At 61.7% G+C, this 17059-nt stretch carries 16 protein-coding genes and 3 tRNA genes; 13 read left to right on the top strand and 6 right to left on the bottom strand.

Annotated elements, in window-relative coordinates; all coding sequences use genetic code 11:
- Nucleotides 1-24 precede the first annotated feature (24 nt).
- Nucleotides 25-807, bottom strand: coding sequence for a DeoR/GlpR family transcriptional regulator (locus tag HXS66_RS16540; RefSeq protein ID WP_084208138.1), 783 nt, complete (start codon nt 805-807; stop codon nt 25-27).
- A gap of 419 nt (nt 808-1226) precedes the next feature.
- Here HXS66_RS16540 and glpT point away from each other — a divergent pair, with 419 nt between their 5' ends.
- From glpT to HXS66_RS16505, 7 genes are all read left to right on the top strand, one after another.
- A complete protein-coding gene (gene glpT, locus HXS66_RS16535; RefSeq protein ID WP_077374603.1) occupies nt 1227-2570 on the top strand; it encodes a glycerol-3-phosphate transporter in 1344 nt (447 codons plus the stop codon).
- An 88-nt stretch (nt 2571-2658) separates the two neighbouring features.
- The gene (gene glpK / locus HXS66_RS16530) at nt 2659-4152 is read left to right on the top strand and encodes a glycerol kinase GlpK (protein WP_176504106.1); all 1494 of its coding nucleotides are present in this window, start codon (nt 2659-2661) and stop codon (nt 4150-4152) included.
- Nucleotide 4153: 1 nt separating this feature from the next.
- Nucleotides 4154-4876 (top strand): MIP/aquaporin family protein, encoded by a 723-nt coding sequence (locus tag HXS66_RS16525; RefSeq protein WP_077374599.1) that lies wholly within the window; start codon nt 4154-4156, stop codon nt 4874-4876.
- Nucleotides 4877-5074: 198 nt separating this feature from the next.
- Nucleotides 5075-5797 (top strand): MIP/aquaporin family protein, encoded by a 723-nt coding sequence (locus tag HXS66_RS16520; RefSeq protein ID WP_084208139.1) that lies wholly within the window; start codon nt 5075-5077, stop codon nt 5795-5797.
- A 302-nt stretch (nt 5798-6099) separates the two neighbouring features.
- Nucleotides 6100-6176 (top strand) — tRNA-Val (locus HXS66_RS16515).
- A 37-nt stretch (nt 6177-6213) separates the two neighbouring features.
- Nucleotides 6214-6290 (top strand) — tRNA-Val (locus HXS66_RS16510).
- 40 nt (nt 6291-6330) lie between these two features.
- Nucleotides 6331-6407: transfer RNA gene (locus HXS66_RS16505), tRNA-Val, on the top strand.
- A 90-nt stretch (nt 6408-6497) separates the two neighbouring features.
- Here the strand turns inward: HXS66_RS16505 and HXS66_RS16500 are convergent.
- The 5 genes from HXS66_RS16500 to HXS66_RS16480 form a co-directional block, all read right to left on the bottom strand.
- A complete protein-coding gene (locus tag HXS66_RS16500; protein WP_176504105.1) occupies nt 6498-7529 on the bottom strand; it encodes an alpha/beta hydrolase in 1032 nt (343 codons plus the stop codon).
- 183 nt (nt 7530-7712) lie between these two features.
- Entirely contained in the window at nt 7713-8201 is a 489-nt protein-coding gene (locus tag HXS66_RS16495; RefSeq protein WP_077374593.1) for a GAF domain-containing protein, read from the bottom strand.
- 203 nt (nt 8202-8404) lie between these two features.
- Nucleotides 8405-9223: a MetQ/NlpA family ABC transporter substrate-binding protein gene (locus HXS66_RS16490; protein WP_077375588.1), complete on the bottom strand. Its 819-nt coding sequence runs from the start codon at nt 9221-9223 to the stop codon at nt 8405-8407.
- Between the two features lie 160 nt (nt 9224-9383).
- Nucleotides 9384-10037 (bottom strand): methionine ABC transporter permease, encoded by a 654-nt coding sequence (locus HXS66_RS16485; protein WP_077374591.1) that lies wholly within the window; start codon nt 10035-10037, stop codon nt 9384-9386.
- On the bottom strand, nt 10018-11061 hold the full coding sequence (locus HXS66_RS16480; protein WP_077374589.1) for a methionine ABC transporter ATP-binding protein: 1044 nt from the start codon (nt 11059-11061) through the stop codon (nt 10018-10020). The genes HXS66_RS16485 and HXS66_RS16480 overlap by 20 nt, the downstream gene beginning before the upstream one ends.
- 622 nt (nt 11062-11683) lie before the next feature.
- Here HXS66_RS16480 and HXS66_RS16475 point away from each other — a divergent pair.
- From HXS66_RS16475 to HXS66_RS16450, 6 genes are all read left to right on the top strand, one after another.
- Complete coding sequence (locus HXS66_RS16475; protein ID WP_136938677.1) at nt 11684-12295, top strand: riboflavin synthase subunit alpha; 612 nt, start codon at nt 11684-11686, stop codon at nt 12293-12295.
- Between the two features lie 300 nt (nt 12296-12595).
- Nucleotides 12596-13897 carry an NCS2 family permease gene (locus HXS66_RS16470; protein ID WP_176504104.1) on the top strand — a complete coding sequence of 434 codons (1302 nt, stop codon included), beginning with the start codon at nt 12596-12598 and terminating at the stop codon, nt 13895-13897.
- Nucleotides 13897-14442, top strand: a complete 546-nt coding sequence (locus HXS66_RS16465) for an adenine phosphoribosyltransferase (RefSeq protein ID WP_077374582.1) — start codon at nt 13897-13899, stop codon at nt 14440-14442. The genes HXS66_RS16470 and HXS66_RS16465 overlap by 1 nt, the downstream gene beginning before the upstream one ends.
- Nucleotides 14443-14613: 171 nt before the next feature.
- A complete protein-coding gene (gpt, locus tag HXS66_RS16460; RefSeq protein WP_077374580.1) occupies nt 14614-15111 on the top strand; it encodes a xanthine phosphoribosyltransferase in 498 nt (165 codons plus the stop codon).
- 1 nt (nt 15112) lies between these two features.
- Nucleotides 15113-15826 carry a uracil-DNA glycosylase gene (ung, locus tag HXS66_RS16455; protein WP_218015199.1) on the top strand — a complete coding sequence of 238 codons (714 nt, stop codon included), beginning with the start codon at nt 15113-15115 and terminating at the stop codon, nt 15824-15826.
- Nucleotides 15827-15862: 36 nt separating this feature from the next.
- Nucleotides 15863-17053: a glycosyltransferase family 4 protein gene (locus tag HXS66_RS16450; protein WP_176504102.1), complete on the top strand. Its 1191-nt coding sequence runs from the start codon at nt 15863-15865 to the stop codon at nt 17051-17053.
- Nucleotides 17054-17059: the final 6 nt, after the last annotated feature.

Here is a 17059-nt window from a genome sequence, read left to right as displayed (position 1 = left end):
TGGCTGGGCGCTCTGCGCCGTGGATCAGGCGTTCCCGGCCTCGTCGGATACCGCAACATGCAAGGCCACTTCATGCTGGTGCATCAGTCTCAGAATGTTTTCCGGAGGCTGGATATCCGTGAACAGCGCATCCAGCTGGCTCAGGTTGCCCTGACGCACCACGGCATTGCGCTGGAACTTGGAGTGATCCGCGATCAGGAATACCTGGCGCGAGTTGTGGATGATCGCCTGGGCGACGCGCACTTCCTGATAGTCGAACTCCAGCAGCGAGCCATCTTCATCGATGCCGCTGATGCCGATGATGCCGTAATCCACCTTGAACTGATTGATGAAGTCGATGGTGGCCTCGCCGATGATGCCGCCATCGCGGGAGCGCACCATGCCACCGGCGACGATGACATTGAAATCCTCCTTGTGCTGGAGAATGGCTGCCACGTTGAGGTTGTTGGTGATGACTTCCAGTCCGTGATGATCACACAGCGCCTCTGCGACCATCTCATTGCTGGTGCCGATGTTGATGAACAGCGAGGCGTGATCCGGTATCTCGTTGGCCAGGGTGCGAGCGATGCGTCGCTTGGCTTCCAGGTTCAGGGTCTTGCGCGTGCTGTAGGCAGTGTTCACCGTGCTGGATTCAAGCCCCGCCCCCCCATGGACACGCTTTAGGGCACCGGCTTCCGAGAGCTGGTTGAGGTCACGGCGAATGGTCTGCGGCGTGACCTTGAAGTGACTCGCCAGCTGCTCGATGGAGGCATAGCCCTGACGCGTGATCAGTTCGACGATGGCGCGGTGGCGCTTGGACTGCATCATCCTGTCCTCTTGCTCATGTCCGGTGAAAAGACGTCTGCTCTGAACCGTCGCGCAGGCAACGTGATCCTGCGTGCGGTTGCTGCTCGACCAGGTGCCCCGTGATGGTGAGGCGGGGCGGTGTGCCATCCAGAATGTTCGTTTGATGTTCTTTTTGATACATGCTCGCGGTGACGCCAGTGGTTGCACTGATTGACCTGGTGGGCGCAAGCCGTTGAAGTTATACGAAATCATGCATAACTTACTGAATAGCAAGGATTGTCATGCTCGTGTAGACAAAGGTCTAGCGAATATCGGTGCTTTTCGCATTGTGACACCGATGTGAAGCCTGTACTTTCGCATTCGAACACCAAGCGCGTCTGTCAAGGCGTCGCTATGCCCGTGTAGAGGTCGGTGTCGTAAAATCAGGAGCGAGCAGCAGAATGTACGGTTTATTCAAATCCGCGGTGCACGCCACACCGCTTCACGACGCCAAGGTAGACGACACCTATAAGCGACTGAGATGGCAGATCTTTCTCGGTATCTTTCTAGGCTATGCCGGCTACTATCTGGTACGCAAGAACTTCTCCCTGGCCATGCCTTCCCTGGTGGAGCAGGGCTATTCCCGTGGTGATCTTGGTCTGGCCTTTGCCGGCGTGTCGATCGCCTATGGCATCTCCAAGTTCGTGATGGGGGCTGTCTCTGACCGCTCCAACCCGCGTTACTTCCTTCCTGCCGGTCTTCTGATGTCTGCCGGCATCATGTTCCTTTTCGGTTTCACTGACTGGGCAACCTCCAGCATCGGCATCATGTTCGTGCTGCTGTTTCTCAATGGGTGGGTGCAGGGCATGGGATGGCCGCCCTGCGGTCGCACCATGGTGCACTGGTGGTCACAGAGTGAGCGTGGCCAGATCGTCTCGGTGTGGAACGTGGCCCATAACGTCGGCGGCGGTCTTGTCGGTCCGCTGTTCATTCTTGGCATGGCCTGGTTCAACGACTGGCAGTCCGCGTTCTATGTGCCCGCCGCGCTGGCCGTCTTCGTGGCGATCTTCGCCCTGCTGACCATGCGAGACACGCCGCAGAGCTGTGGCTTGCCTCCCATCGAGAAGCACAAGAATGACTACCCGCCGGGATACGATGAAAGCCACGAACAGGAATTCTCCACGCGGGAGATCCTGGTCAAGTACGTGTTCAAGAATCGCATGCTCTGGTACATCGCGCTGGCGAATGTCTTCGTGTATCTGCTGCGTTACGGGGTCCTCGACTGGGCGCCGACCTACCTGCAGGAAGCCAAGAGCTTCAGCGTCGACAAGTCCTCCTGGGCGTATTTCCTGTATGAGTGGGCCGGTATCCCCGGCACGCTGCTGTGTGGTTGGTTGTCCGACAAGCTATTCCGGGGCAACCGCGGTGCGACAGGGGTGTGCTTCATGGCGCTGGTCGCCGTCTTCACCACTGTCTATTGGTTGAATCCTGCCGGTAATCCGGGAATCGACATGCTGTGTCTGGTCGCCATCGGCTTCCTGATCTATGGCCCGGTCATGCTGATCGGTCTGCAGGCGCTTGAGCTGGTACCCAAGAAGGCGGCAGGGACCGCGGCTGGCTTCACCGGCCTGTTCGGTTACCTGGGCGGCTCTGTCGCTGCCAGTGCCTTGGTAGGCTATACGGTAGATGCCTATGGATGGGATGGTGGTTTCATGTTGTTGATTGGCTCGTGCGTGATGGCGGTCGTCCTGTTGTCATTGACGATCTTCGAGAGCGCTCGCATGTCGGCACGCACCGCCAGCTGATTCCCAGCGGAAACATGATCATTCAAATGGCCCGCTGAACGTGGCATGGGCGGGCCATCTTGTAACGGACTACCGGGAGATATTGACGATGACCAACCACATTCTGTCCATTGACCAGGGAACCACCAGCTCGCGCGCCATCCTCTTCGATCGTGAAGGCGTGGTGACCGGACTGGCACAAGAAGAATTTGCGCAACACTTTCCGAACAGCGGCTGGGTCGAGCATCACGTCGATGATATCTGGGGATCGGTGAAGCGCACCGTGCATCAGGCGCTGATCAATACCAATATCGGCGCCGAGCAGGTCGCGGCCATCGGGATCACCAACCAGCGTGAGACCACGATCGTCTGGGATCGCAAGACCGGCGTGCCGGTCTACAACGCCATCGTCTGGCAGGACCGCCGGACCCACGAGTACTGCCGCGAGCTTTCCGATGCCGGCCATGGCGAGATGATTCAGCGCAAGACCGGCCTGCTGATCGACCCGTACTTCTCCGCGACCAAGCTGCGCTGGATTCTCGAGAACGTCGAAGGCGTGCGTGCGCGCGCCGAGAAGGGCGAACTGGCCTTCGGAACCGTCGACAGCTATCTGATCTGGAAGCTGACCGGTGGGGCCCGTCACGTGACCGATGCCACCAACGCCTCGCGCACCTGCCTGTTCAACATCGTTGATCAATGCTGGGACAGTGAGCTGCTGGCGCTGTTCGGCATCCCGGAATGCCTGCTGCCGGAAGTGCTGGATTCCAGTGATGATTTCGGCACCACCGATCCGCAGCTGTTCGGGGCGGCAATGCCGATCCGTGGCGTGGCGGGCGATCAGCAGGCGGCGCTGGTCGGGCAGGCTTGTTTCACGCCGGGCATGAGCAAGAGCACCTATGGCACGGGCTGCTTCATGATCATGAACACCGGCGAGAAGATGGAGCTGTCCAGGAACCGTCTGCTCACCACCGTCGGTTATCGCCTCAACGGCAAGCCGACCTTCGCCATGGAAGGCAGCATCTTCGTGGCCGGCGCCACCGTGCAGTGGCTGCGTGATGGCCTGAAGCTGTTCTCCGATGCCTCCGAGACCGAGCCGCTGGCACGTGCGGCCAGCGCCGATCACGGCGTCTACATGGTGCCGGCCTTCACCGGCCTGGGAGCGCCACACTGGGACCCGCAGGCACGCGGCGCGATCCTGGGGCTGACCCGAGGTACCGGCATCACCGACATCGTCGCGGCCGGCCTGCAATCGGTGTGCTATCAGACCCGAGATCTGCAGGAGTGCATGCTGGATGACGTCACCATCAATTGCGCGAATCTGCGCGTGGATGGCGGCATGGTCAGCAACAACTGGGTGATGCAGTTCCTCTCCGACATGCTGGGCGTGAAGGTGGATCGCCCGCGCGTGCTGGAAACCACGGCGCTGGGTGTGGCGTATCTGGCCGGCCTGCATATCGGTTGGTATGAAAGCCTGGAGGAGATCAGCGAGCTGTGGCACTGCGAGCGCACCTTCGCGCCGGAGATGGCGGAAGAGCAGCGTGAGCGCCTCTATGCCGGTTGGCTGGAAGCCGTCGAGCGAGTGAAGAGCGACGGAGGTCACTGACATGTGGACTGACGTCATGACGGGCGAGTTTCTCGGTTGTCTGTTCCTGATCCTCTTCGGCGGCGGTGTGGTCGCCAACGTGGTACTCGCGGATACCAAGGGCAACGGCTCCGGGTGGATCGTGATCACCACCGGCTGGGGATTTGCGGTGATGATCGGCGTGTTCGTGGCCGTTTCCACCGGCTCGCCCCAGGCGGACCTCAATCCGGCGGTGACCCTCGCCAAGTACCTGCTCGGGGTGCATGCCACCCTCATCGATGTGGCGCGTCATGTCATCGCCCAGATGCTGGGCTGCTTCGCCGGTGCGGTGATGGTGTGGCTGGCCTATCTGCCGCATTGGAAGCGTACCGGCGACGCTGGCCTCAAGCGTGCGGTGTTCTGTACTGACCCCGCGGTCGAGTGCCGGTTGGGCAACATGCTCAGTGAGGTGATCGGCACCGTGGTGCTGATCTTCGGTATCGGCGCCATCGTCGGTTCCGGCAAGATCAGTGCCGGCCTGCTGCCGTATCTGGTCGGCATGCTGGTGTGGGCCATCGGGCTGTCGCTGGGTGGCGCCACGGGCTATGCCATCAATCCGGCACGTGATCTTGGTCCTCGCATCGCGCACTCGCTGCTGCCGATCCATGGCAAGGGTGCCTCCGGGTGGGGATATGCCTGGGTGCCCATCGCCGGCCCGCTGGCGGGGGCATTGATCGCGGCCAGCATGTGGAATCTACTGCTGTAAGCCCTTCTGTCGCGAGTGGCTGGAGCCACCTCGTCAGCTGTGGCAATGTAACGCCTCCTTCGCCCCGTCACTCGACGGGGCGAAGTCTTTGTGCCCGTGTGCCGACATTCCTGTCTGGGGGAGCGATGCCGCGACCTCTCTCGGGGCTGGAAGACACAGTGGGTGGTGGATGGGGACAAGTGACGGAGGTCATCTGGCATGTGGACTGACGTCATGACGGGCGAATTTCTGGGTACCACGCTCATGATCCTGCTGGGCGGCGGAGTCGTCGCCAATGCGATGCTGCGCAAGACCAAGGGAGCCGGTTCCAGCTGGTTGATGATCAATGCCGGCTGGGGCTTTGCGGTGATGGTCGGGGTGCTGGTGTCGACCTCGACAGGCTCTCCCTACGGAGATCTCAATCCAGCGGTCACCCTCGCCAAGTATCTGCTGGGCGTGCATGCAAGCGTGCTCGAGGTGGCCAGGATGATGCTGGCGGAGATGCTGGGATGCTTCACCGGGGCCGTGCTGGTGTGGGCGGCGTACTATCCCCACTGGAAGGTGACCCGTGACCCGCTGCGCAAGCGTGCGGTCTTCTGTACCGATCCGGCAGTCGATTCCCGATTGGCGAATGTCGTCAGTGAGGCGATCGCGACGGTGGTACTCGTCTTCGCGATCGGCAGCATGGTCAACAGCGAGCTGATCACTGACCGGGTATTGCCGTATCTCATCGGGGCGCTGGTATGGGCCATCGGTCTGTCACTGGGTGGCCCGACCGGCAATGCGATGAACCCGGCGCGCGATCTTGCGCCACGTGTCGCGCATTGGCTTCTGCCGATTCCGGGCAAGGGCAGTTCTGACTGGGGGTATGCCTGGGTGCCGATCGCCGGCCCCTTGCTGGGGGCGGCTGTGGCCGCGGGACTGCGATGGGTATTGTTTTGACGCCCCGTTGCCTTGTGATGTCGCTTGCGCGGCGCTGAGGGCGTGAAGATGTGAGGGCGTAAAGAAGTGAGGCGGTGCCGGCATGGGCTGGCACCGCCTCGCGCGTTCTCGGGGGAGGATCGGTGACCCCGGTGAGACGCCTGAAAGAAGGCGCATACGGCGAGTATCGCGATGCTGCTCAGGCGAGAAATTTTTTTATCATCAGGGGGTTGCATCAAAACGGAAGATAAGTAGAATACGTCCTCGCTGACAGGGCAAAGCGCTTCGCACCACAAACGCTTCCCTCATTCAGCTGCTGACACAGGACCATAGCTCAGTTGGTTAGAGCGCCACGTTGACATCGTGGAGGTCGGCGGTTCAAATCCGCCTGGTCCTACCAGCATCGGCATCGATGGCAACATCGCGCCACTTGATACAGGACCATAGCTCAGTTGGTTAGAGCGCCACGTTGACATCGTGGAGGTCGGCGGTTCAAATCCGCCTGGTCCTACCAAGCAGAAACTTCAAGTGACAGTGATCCATCAGCCTCATCCAGGACCATAGCTCAGTTGGTTAGAGCGCCACGTTGACATCGTGGAGGTCGGCGGTTCAAATCCGCCTGGTCCTACCAGATTCCAGAAAACGCCCGGCTCATCGAGTCGGGCGTTTTCGTGTGCGCGTCAGACACGCCTGTCGAGAAGCGCTGGCGCTGGCCGTGCTGTCAGGCAAGCGTGGTGTCGAGGAAGTCACCGGCTTCCTTGAGGGCGGCGTTGGCAGCGCTGAGCAGCGGTGCGAAGCCGACGAACACATGCGGCATGTCCGGCCACAGGTTGAGCGTGACAGGTGAGCCGCAATCCTGTGCCTGCGCGGCGTAGCGACGACTGTCATCGAGCAGGATTTCCGCCTCGCCGCATTGGATCAGCGTCGGTGGCAGGTCAAACAGATTCCCCTCCAGCGGCGAGATACGTGGATCGCTCATGTCGGTACCGTCCTGCACATAGGCCATGCTCACGAAGGGCAGCAGATTGGGGTCGAGGATCGGGTCCACCTCGGCCTTGCGCGACAGCGAGGCGCTGCCCCAGCTGAGGTCAGTGGCGGGCGAGAAGGCGATCACCGCGTCCGGCAGCCGCTCGCCTGCGCTCTTGAGCGCGTTGAGGGCCGAGAGCGTGAGGTTGCCGCCCGCGCTGTCTCCGGCCAGCAGCAGGTGGTCATCCGGAAACTCGCGGCACAGCCAGTGCCATGCGGCCAGTACGTCTTCCAGGCCTGCCGGGAAGGGCGCCTCAGGGGCGAGGCGATAATCCAGCGTGTAGGTCTCGGCGCGCGCCGTGCGGCCCAGACGGCTGGCCAGCGGGCGATGGCCGGCGGGGGAGCCGGCGATCCAGCTACCCCCATGCACGTACAGCAGGCGACGTGCAGGTGTCGGTGCGCCGTCTGGTGCGGGCAATACCTCACAGAGGCGCTCGCCGTTTCCTCCCGGCAGCATCTCGAGGCGTGGCGTCACGCCGGTGTCGAGAATGCTGGCATCGGCGGCGAAGTAGCCTTCCAGCAGGGTGCGCTTGGCGCCCAGGTCATTGCCGGTACGTGCCGTGAAGGTCTTGAGGCGCTCGAGATGCGCGATGACCTGCTCGAGCCCGGCGTGGGCGTCATCGTGATTCTGGAGGGAGCCTTGCGCATGCGGGGCAGGATGAGCGGTCGATGAAGATGAAGAAGGTGCTGAGGAAGACGCGTCATGTGATGGCGACTGGGATGACATGTTCTGCTCCTGTCGGGTCAGAGAACTCTTAACGTGTCATCTCGCCAGGGGCTGTGCAAGGGGCTTTGCAAGGGGCTGTGTGAGGGCTATGCAAGAAAGGCCTGACCCGCCGCAACGCAGACCGCCCGCCATGCAGGAGGCATGGCGGGCGGCAGGACATGATGTCGGCACCTGATGGGCGTATCAGGCGGGCACGCTGTCGAAATCGCTGGAGGCGATGAAGATCTCGACCAGGCGTTCGATGCCGGCTTGATCCTCTTCATCGAAGCGCTCGGGGCTGGGGCTATCCAGGTCCAGCACGCCCCACAGCACTTGCTGGCCGTTCTGCTCGATGAGAACCGGGATGACCAGCTCGCTGCGCGACGCGGCGTCACAGGCGATATGGCCCGGGAAGGCATGCACATCCGCGATGCGCTGAGTGGTGCGCTGGGTCGCGGCAGCGCCACACACGCCCTTGGTGAAGGGGATCGGGTGGCAGGCCGGCTGACCCTGGAACGGTCCCAGGTGCAGGATCTGCGGCTGACGTTGCACATAGAAGCCTGCCCAGTTGAGGTCCGCCACCGTCATGTTGATGAAGGCAGCCGTCTGGGAGGCGTTGGTCAGCCAGTCGCGAGTGTCGAGCGTGGCGTCCAGCTGGCGGGCCAGCAGTGAGTAGTCGGGACGAGTGGCCATATTGGCTCCTGAGTGGATGGCGGGTTGATGCCGGTGACGCAGGGATGCGGTCGCGGGTCGCCTGTTTCAAGCACGCCCTGCGCGCGCGCTCTTGCGCCGCGTCGGCATCTGGACGTGATGAGAGATTCATCAAGCAGATGCAAAAGCGCCGACCTCAGGGTCGGCGCTTTGCGTCATGCAGCTGTCAGCTTGCGCTCGAAGGCTTATTTCCAGCCCGGTACCGCAGCGCCCTTGAACAGCTCTTCGGCCTTGGCTTCGACTTCCGGTGTCTGGTAGGCCTTGACCAGCTTCTGCACTTTCTCGCTGTCTTCATCGCCCTGGCGCACGACGATCAGGTTGACGTACGGGGACTCGGCGCCTTCACGGATCAGCGCGTCTTCCGGTTTCAGGCCAGCCGGCTGAGCGAAGGTGTTGTTGATGAAGGCCAGGTCGACGTCCGGCAGGATGCGCGGCAGCTGGGCAGCCTCGATTTCCTTGAACTGGTAGTCATGCGGGTTCTTGGCGACGTCGATCGGGGTCGCTTCGAGGTTGTCCTTGTCGGTCAGCTCGATCATGCCCAGGTCGTGCATCAGGATCAGGGAGCGGCCTTCGTTGGACGGGTCGTTCGGCAGTGCGATGGTCGCGCCGTCCGGCAGTTCGCTGATGTCTTCGTACTTCTCGGAATAGGCACCGATCGGGTACACGAAGGTCTTGCCGGCGCTGGCGAACTTGTAGCCGCGCTCACGCACCATGGATTCCATGTACGGCTGGTGCTGGTAGGCGTTGGCATCCAGCGAGCCATCGGCCAGAGCGGCGTTGGGAGACACGTAGTCGGTGAACTCGGTGATCTCGACGTTCAGGTCGTACTTTTCCTTGGCGATCTCGGCTGCGACCTTCATCACCTCGGTTTCCGGACCTGCGACGGTACCCATCTTGAGGGTGTTCTCGTCGGACGCGTCGTTGCCGCAGCCTGCCAGCAGGGTGGCGCCGAGCAGGGTGGCAGCACCGGCAAGGCGCAGCGGGGAAGAAAGCGTGGTCAGCATGTTGCGCATCGATGTTCTCCTTGTGATCCGACGTGACCGGCGGGGTCCGCGGGATGTTATGAGTGACGGCTCATTGTGATGAGCCGTCACGATACCGAAAGCCGTGTGATTTGTAGATCGAACGCCACTGGTGGATCAGTCGCCGCTCATGGAGCGAGGCTTACTTGTGGTTCGACTTGCGCACCAGATGGTCGCCCAGGCTCTGGAAGCCCTGCACCATGACGACGAGGATGACCACGGTCACCAGCATCACCATCGGGTCGAAGCGGTTGTAGCCGTAGCGGATGCCGAGATCCCCCAGGCCGCCGCCACCGACGGTACCGGCCATGGCGGAATAGCTGATCAAGGTGACCACGGTGATGGTCAGACCATTGATGATGCCGCCGCGTGCTTCCGGCAGCAGGACCTTGGTGATGATCTGCATCGGCGTGGCACCCATGGCCTGAGCGGCTTCGACCAGCCCCGGGCCGACTTCATTCAAGGCGCCTTCGATCAGACGGGCGACGAAGGGAATCGAGGCGATGGTCAGCGGCACGATGGCGGCATTGGTGCCGATCGAGCTGCCGGCGATCAGGCGCGTCAGCGGGATGATCGCCACCATCAAAATGATGAAGGGCACCGAGCGGCCGATGTTGGTGATGATGCTCAGCACGCTGTTGAGTACCGGGCGCGCGAGAATCTGGCCCGGGCGCGAGGTGTAGAGTGCCACGCCCAGCGGAATACCGAGTGCCGCGGAGATCAGGCCTGCCACCGCGACCATGTAGAGGGTCTCGAGGGTGGAGGACAGGACGAGTTCAAGCAGTGCGGGTGACATGGCCGAGCACCTCCACTTTCAGGTCGTGGGATTCGAGATAGTCCAGCGCCTGCTGGGTCTGGGCGCTGTCGCCCATCAGTTCGGCGATCATCAGGCCCAGGGTGCGGTCCTGAATGGATTCCACCTTGGCCTGCAGGATGCTGACGTCCACCTGACACTCACGCGCAAGGCGCGAGATCAGCGGCGTGGAGACGGCGTCGCCACTGAAGGCCAGACGGACCACCGGATGGGTGTGCGGGCCGGGAGTCGCCTCCAGGCGCTCGACCAGTGCGCGTGGCGGTTCGAGTTCCAGGAATTCATTGAGGAATTCGCGGCCCAGGCGGGTCTGCGGGGCGGTGAAGAAATCGCCGACCGCCGCCACTTCCACCAGCTCGCCGCCGCTGATCAATGCAACCTGATCACAGATGCTCTTGACCACTTCCATTTCATGGGTGATCAGCAGGATGGTCAGGCCCAGCTTGGCATTGATGTCCTTGAGCAGCTCGAGAATGGAGGCAGTGGTCTGGGGATCGAGCGCCGAGGTGGCTTCATCGCACAGCAGCACCTTGGGGCGGCTGGCGAGTGCGCGAGCGATGGCGACGCGCTGCTTCTGTCCGCCGGACAGCTGGGCAGGATACTGGCTTGCCTTGTCGCTCAGGCCGGTCAGTTCCAGCAGTGGCTCGACGCGCTGGCTGATCTCGGCCTTGGAGATTCCGGCCAGTTCCAGCGGCAAGGCCACGTTGGCGAAGACGGTGCGCGAGGACAGCAGGTTGAAGTGCTGGAAGATCATGCCGATCTGGTGGCGAGCACGACGCAGGGCGCTGTCGTCGAGTGCGGTCAGCTCCTGACCATCGACCACGACACTGCCCTCGGTGGGGCGTTCGAGCAGATTGACGCAGCGAATCAGGGTCGATTTTCCGGCACCGGACAGGCCGATGACACCGGTAATGGCGCCCTGGGGAACCGTGAGACTGGCATCCTTGAGCGCGACCACGGCCTTGTCACCACTGCCGTAAGTCTTGGAGACGTTCTTGAGTGTGATCATGGGGGTCCGAATGGTTAAGGCACCAACCGGAATGCGGGCGAAGGTCTGCGGCAAGCCGCCTGTTCTGCGTGTGTCGTGCACTGCGCCGAGAAGGGCAAGGCACGCCTGGCAAGAGGAGAGTGATCCAGAGAGGAAAAAAAGACCACCCAAGATGGGTGGCCATCAACGCTGGACACACCCTTTTAGCAGAACTTGCACCCCGGGAGACAGACTCTCGGAGTGGGCGCCCGCAATCCGGGTACAAATCGGCGCCAAACAGATTTGAGGCGCATTCTATCAGTCACCCTCGGGGTGTCAACGACTTTGGTCTGGCGTTGACGGTTTATTCGAACTGTCGTTCGATATGGCAATTTGCCGATACTCGCTGTCAGAGATGTCTTACACGCAGGACGCCTTGCCAGCCCCGTGGCGCAAGGCCAACCCTTGACAGCAGGCCTGCTCATCTTCTTTTCGCTCGATGGCGTGAAGGAGGCGTGATGGCTGCCGGCATCGAGTCCGGCATGCTAGGATTTCCCATCGGCATGTCGGATCTCGTGGTGTCATCAGTGCCCGGGTGTCATGGCCTGTCATCATATTCATGGGTTCCCGCTCTGCGGGAAGCAGTGCAAGGATAAGGAAGCGCATGTTCACCGGTATCGTGCAAGGCATGGCGGAAGTGGTCGCCATTGAAGAGCGTCCGGAGTTTCGTACCCATCAGGTCCGGTTGCCGCAGGGGTTGGAGCAGGGGCTGGAAACCGGGGCGTCAGTGGCGCACAACGGTTGCTGCCTGACCGTGACGGCACTCGAGGGTCAGCTGGCCAGTTTCGATCTGATGCGTGAGACACTGCGACTGACCAACCTCGGCGAGCTCAAGGTGGGCAGTCGGGTCAACATCGAGCGGGCAGCGCGCTTCGGGGATGAAATCGGTGGCCACTCCATGTCCGGTCACGTCATGGCGATGGTCACCCTCGATGCCATTGAAGCCACGGCCGACAATCGCCGGATCTGGTTCCAGGCTCCCGCTGAGCTGATGCGTTTCCTGTTCGACAAGGGCTATGTGGGACTTGACGGTGTCAGTCTGACCATCGGGGAGGTCCAGGGCACGCGTTTCTGCGTCAATCTGATACCGGAAACCCTTGAGCGCACCCTGATGGGTGAGCGCGCGGTGGGGGATCGGGTCAATCTCGAGGTGGACCCCCAGACCCAGGCCATCGTCGAGACGGTGGAGCGAGTCATGGCCTCACGGCTGGCATGAGGCTTGCAGGCTTCCTGCGGGGTCAATTCGCTGGCAGGACGCCAGAACCCGTCTGACCGGTCAGGAAATATGCCTGCAATGCTCGATTCGCTGCAGACCTTTGGGTACCATGTTGCGCCTTTCGATGCCCTGCCACCGGCAGGGCATCGTGGTTCAGGCAGGCTGAACGAGGGGGAAGCCATGGTTGCCCCCTGTGCAGCATACCTGTCCGAGTGAGTTCGTGTTGATCCGCTGTTCCCGAACGTCATCGACCACTGCGGCTTGCCGGACAGGCACTGCTCAAGGATAAGGGTTTCCCTCATGCTGGAACGTCTCTTCAAGCTCTCGGAGCACGGTACCAATGTGCGTACCGAAGTCATCGCCGGATTCACTTCCTTCCTGGCGATGGCCTATATCATCTTCGTTGCCCCCTCGATGCTGGCCTCCACCGGCATGGATCACGGCGCCGTCTTCGTGGCGACCTGCCTGGCAGCTGCCCTTGGCTGCCTGATCATGGGGCTCTACGCCAACTACCCGATCGCGCTGGCACCCGGCATGGGCCTGACGGCCTTCTTCACCTATACGGTGGCGGGGCAGATGGGCGTTCCCTGGCAGATCGCGCTGGGCGCGGTCTTTCTGTCCGGGGTGAGTTTCTTCCTGCTCTCCGCCTTCAAGATCCGGGAGTGGATCATCAACGCCATTCCGGCCTCACTGAAGACGGGCATCGCCGCGGGCATCGGCCTTTTCATGGCGATCATCGCGCTGCAGGGCAGCGGCATCGTCGTTGATGCACCGGGCACTCTGGTCACGTTGGGTGATCTGTCCTCGCCGGCAGCCCTGTATGCGCTGCTGTCATTCTTCCTGATCGTCGCGCTGTCCTACCGCAAGGTGATCGGCGCCGTGATGATCGGCATCCTGGTGGTGACGCTGCTGGCGACCCTGACCGGCAACAATGACTTCCATGGCCTTGCCTCGATGCCGCCGAGCATACTGCCGACATTCGCACAGCTCGACATCGCCGGTGCCTTCAACCTGGGCATGGTGTCGATCATCTTCGCGTTCCTGTTCGTCGATCTGTTCGATACCTCGGGCACGTTGATCGCCGTGTCCCAGCAGGCGGGACTCACCAACGAGCGTGGCCACCTGCCGCGTCTCGGTCGTGCCCTGATGGCAGACTCCAGCGCGACCATGGCCGGTTCGGTGATGGGGACCTCGAATGTCACCAGCTATATCGAATCTGCCACCGGTGTGGCGGCAGGCGGACGCACAGGACTGACCGCGGTGGTCGTGGCGGGGCTGTTTCTCGTCAGTCTGTTCCTGTCACCGCTGGCCACCTCCATCCCCGCCTTTGCCACCGCGGGTGCGCTGCTCTATGTCGCCTGCCTGATGACAGGTGGCCTGGCGCGCATCGACTGGAATGACATTACCGAAGCCGCGCCAGTGGTGATCGCCACCCTGGTGATGCCACTGACCTACTCGATTGCCAACGGGATCGCACTGGGCTTCATCAGCTACGCCGTGATCAAGCTGTTCTCTGGCCGCTATCGTGATCTGAGCCCGGGGCTGGTGATTCTCGCCGTCCTGTTTGCCTGCAAATACCTGTTCCTCGACGGAGCCCTTTAATGAGCATCTACAGCGACTACATCAAGTCTGTCATCCGCACCGTGCCGGATTGGCCCCAGCCGGGTGTCAACTTCCGTGACATCACGCCGGTACTGCAGAATTCCGCCGCGTTCCGCAAGCTGATCGACTCCTTCGTGCACCGCTATCAGGAGATGGAGATCGACGCCATCGCCGCCATCGATGCACGCGGCTTCATCATCGGTGCACCGCTGGCCTATGAGCTGGGCTGCAGCTTCGTGCCGGTGCGCAAGAAGGGCAAGCTGCCGTTCAAGACCATCAGCGAGACCTACACGCTGGAATACGGTGAGTCCACCGTCGAACTGCATTCCGATGCCTTCCGTGAAGGCGATCGCATCCTGGTGATGGATGACCTGATCGCCACCGGTGGCACCATGCTGGCGGCCTGCAAGCTGATCGAGCGCACCGGCGGTATCGTGGTGGAGACCGCCGCGATCATCGACCTGCCAGAGCTGGGAGGTTCCGCCAAGATCCGCGAGGAAGGCCACAGCGTCTTCGCCGCCTGCAGCTTTACCGAAGCCGAGTAAGCCTGCGCAACGACGATGGCCCTGTCTTCTGGCAGGGCCATCGTCGTTGCAGACAACATCCGATATCGTCGTCGCCGGCAGTGTCGTTTCACACCGGCGCGATCTGTCCCTTGTAGGGTGGCACGCCAGCCACCATGCTTTGTTCCTGTTCCGTCATTGCGAGTGACCCACATGTCTTCCGAACGCTATCACGACCATTTCATCGTCTCCTGGGACCAGCTGCACCGCGACGTGCGCGCGCTCTGTCATGACCTGATCGGTCGTGACTACAAGGGCATCATCGCCATCACCCGTGGTGGGTTGATCCCGGCTGGCCTGATCGCCCGTGAGCTGGGCATCCGCCATATCGACACCGTGTGCATCAAGAGCTACCACGACCACATGGAGCAGGGGGGGCTGGAAGTGGTCAAGGGCGTCGATCATGACGGTGACGGCTGGCTGCTGGTCGATGACCTCGTCGACACCGGCAACACCGCACGTGCCGTGCGCGACATGTTGCCCAAGGCCCATTTCGTGACCGTCTACGCCAAGCCGGAAGGCCGTCCGCTGGTCGATGATTTCATCACCGAAGTGCCGCAGAACTGCTGGATCCAGTTCCCGTGGGACATGGGTATCGCCTACGTCGAACCGATCTCCGAGCAGCTCAAGAAGCAAGAGAGCGACAGCTGACATGCCGTTGGAGACTGCCACCTCCGGTAGCTCCCAGGTGCTGCCTGCCGACTGGCAGGCGCATCTCGGGCAGGAATTCCATGCCGAGTACATGCAGCGGCTCAAGGCCTACCTGCGCGCCGAGAAAGATGCCGGCAAGGTGATCTACCCGCACTCGCAGGACTGGTTTCGCGCCTTCTGGCTGACCCCGCTGAGCAACGTCAAGGTCGTGATCCTGGGGCAGGACCCCTATCACGGGCCGGACCAGGCACATGGCCTCTGCTTCTCGGTACGCCCCGGCGTGCGCCCGCCGCCCTCACTGAAGAACATCTACAAGGAACTGGCTGTCGATGTCGGGGTCGAACCCGTGGATCACGGCTTCCTCGAAAGCTGGGCGGAGCAAGGGGTATTGCTGCTCAATAGCGTGCTGACGGTCGAGCAGGGCAAGGCCGCCTCGCATCAGAAGCAAGGTTGGGAGCAGTTCACCGACCGCGCCATCGACGTGATCAACCAGCACTGCGAGGGTGTCGTCTTCCTGCTCTGGGGCAGTCATGCCCAGAAGAAGGCGGGGGCCGTGGATCGCCAGAAGCATCTGGTACTCCACGCTCCGCATCCGTCGCCTCTCGCAGCGCACCGCGGATTCTTCGGTTCTCGTCACTTCTCACAGGCCAATGCCTGGCTGGAGGCACGTGGCGATGTGCCGATAGATTGGCAGCTGCCACTGCTTGATACCTGAGAGTGAAGACGAGAAACCACATTGACGCATCCGACATTGCAAGGACCTCGCGCGGGTCATCTGATCAGTCTCAAGAACCTGGGAGGGGCCGAGCGCACCTTCACCAATTTCTATCGCATGGCCGCCAATGAGCGTGATCATCATGTGCTGTTGCAGACCCCCGAGATTCATCCGATGCTGCAGTCCGTCTATGCGGACTTTCCAGGTCGCGTGCACGATATAAAGCGCTATCTCGGTATCAAGATCCCGCGTCAGCTCCCCTGGCTGCGGGATAACTGCCAGGCGCGATTGCTCGATGATGAAGAGATGCAGGCAATCGTGGTGTGGAACAAGCTGCGTCACCATCCTCTGCATTTTCCTGAGCACATCAGCCTCATCCATTACGAGCATGGCGCTGCCTGGTTCGTGGAGCCTACCCCCGAGGTCGAGGATTACCTCTCGAGGCTCGATGGCATCATCTGCAACTCCCATGCCGCCAGTCGCATGTTGCAATTGTCGCTCGGCATCCGTGACACCTTGCCCTGCAAGGTGGTGCGCAATTCCATCGTGCTTCCCGAGAAGGCCTCCACGCATCCGGCTTCGCGATTCAGAATCGGTTTTGCAGGACGCCTGACCGGCCTCAAGGCGCCAGTGATTGCCATCGAGGCGCTGCGAGATCTCAAGGTCAATGTGCCCCATGCTGAGCTTTGGATCGCTGGTACGGGGACGCTGGAGGCGGCTCTCAAGTCATTGGTCATCGAGTGGGGGCTTGAAGACAGTGTCCGCTTCTGTGGCCTGCTCAGTGACATGAGTGAATTCTATTCTTCCCTCGATGCCTTCATCTGTCCTTCCTGGCGCGAGCCGTTCGGCAATGTGGTGCAGGAAGCCCTGGCGCATGGAGTGCCTGCGATCGTCGGCAATGTCGATGGATTGCCGGAGCAGATCACCTCCGGCCTCAATGGTGAGGTGCTGACGCCCGGACGCCCGAAGGATGAGCTCGCCCGTTATGGAGAAGACTTCGTCCAGGGGCCGGACAGAGTCTATTCACCCGAGCGCGATGCCATCGTGCAGGCGCATGTCCTGGACTCGGCCGCCATTGCCGATGTCCTGCAGCGTTGGGCGGAAAGCCCGGAGCAGCGGAGAGAGATGGGGACGGTCGCCCGCGATATCATCGCACGAGATTTCTGTCAGCAACGGTACTGCCAGGGGATTGGTGACTTCATTGCCGAGGTAGTGGACAAGCGGTAATCAAGA

It is taken from the genome of Cobetia sp. 5-11-6-3, assembly GCF_013374055.1.
GTDB classification, from domain to species: domain Bacteria; phylum Pseudomonadota; class Gammaproteobacteria; order Pseudomonadales; family Halomonadaceae; genus Cobetia; species Cobetia marina.
The sequence above is the reverse complement of the archived record's forward strand: the minus strand, read 5'-3'. Positions and strand labels throughout refer to the sequence as shown.

What these genes read in the sequence shown, in the direction of transcription:
- HXS66_RS16540 (WP_084208138.1), bottom strand. Translation starts at nt 807, where the DNA reads ATGATGCAGTCCAAGCGCCACCGCGCCATCGTCGAACTGATCACGCGT.
- glpT (WP_077374603.1), top strand. Translation starts at nt 1,227, where the DNA reads ATGTACGGTTTATTCAAATCCGCGGTGCACGCCACACCGCTTCACGAC.
- glpK (WP_176504106.1), top strand. Translation starts at nt 2,659, where the DNA reads ATGACCAACCACATTCTGTCCATTGACCAGGGAACCACCAGCTCGCGC.
- HXS66_RS16525 (WP_077374599.1), top strand. Translation starts at nt 4,154, where the DNA reads ATGTGGACTGACGTCATGACGGGCGAGTTTCTCGGTTGTCTGTTCCTG.
- HXS66_RS16520 (WP_084208139.1), top strand. Translation starts at nt 5,075, where the DNA reads ATGTGGACTGACGTCATGACGGGCGAATTTCTGGGTACCACGCTCATG.
- HXS66_RS16500 (WP_176504105.1), bottom strand. Translation starts at nt 7,529, where the DNA reads ATGTCATCCCAGTCGCCATCACATGACGCGTCTTCCTCAGCACCTTCT.
- HXS66_RS16495 (WP_077374593.1), bottom strand. Translation starts at nt 8,201, where the DNA reads ATGGCCACTCGTCCCGACTACTCACTGCTGGCCCGCCAGCTGGACGCC.
- HXS66_RS16490 (WP_077375588.1), bottom strand. Translation starts at nt 9,223, where the DNA reads ATGCTGACCACGCTTTCTTCCCCGCTGCGCCTTGCCGGTGCTGCCACC.
- HXS66_RS16485 (WP_077374591.1), bottom strand. Translation starts at nt 10,037, where the DNA reads ATGTCACCCGCACTGCTTGAACTCGTCCTGTCCTCCACCCTCGAGACC.
- HXS66_RS16480 (WP_077374589.1), bottom strand. Translation starts at nt 11,061, where the DNA reads ATGATCACACTCAAGAACGTCTCCAAGACTTACGGCAGTGGTGACAAG.
- HXS66_RS16475 (WP_136938677.1), top strand. Translation starts at nt 11,684, where the DNA reads ATGTTCACCGGTATCGTGCAAGGCATGGCGGAAGTGGTCGCCATTGAA.
- HXS66_RS16470 (WP_176504104.1), top strand. Translation starts at nt 12,596, where the DNA reads ATGCTGGAACGTCTCTTCAAGCTCTCGGAGCACGGTACCAATGTGCGT.
- HXS66_RS16465 (WP_077374582.1), top strand. Translation starts at nt 13,897, where the DNA reads ATGAGCATCTACAGCGACTACATCAAGTCTGTCATCCGCACCGTGCCG.
- gpt (WP_077374580.1), top strand. Translation starts at nt 14,614, where the DNA reads ATGTCTTCCGAACGCTATCACGACCATTTCATCGTCTCCTGGGACCAG.
- ung (WP_218015199.1), top strand. Translation starts at nt 15,113, where the DNA reads ATGCCGTTGGAGACTGCCACCTCCGGTAGCTCCCAGGTGCTGCCTGCC.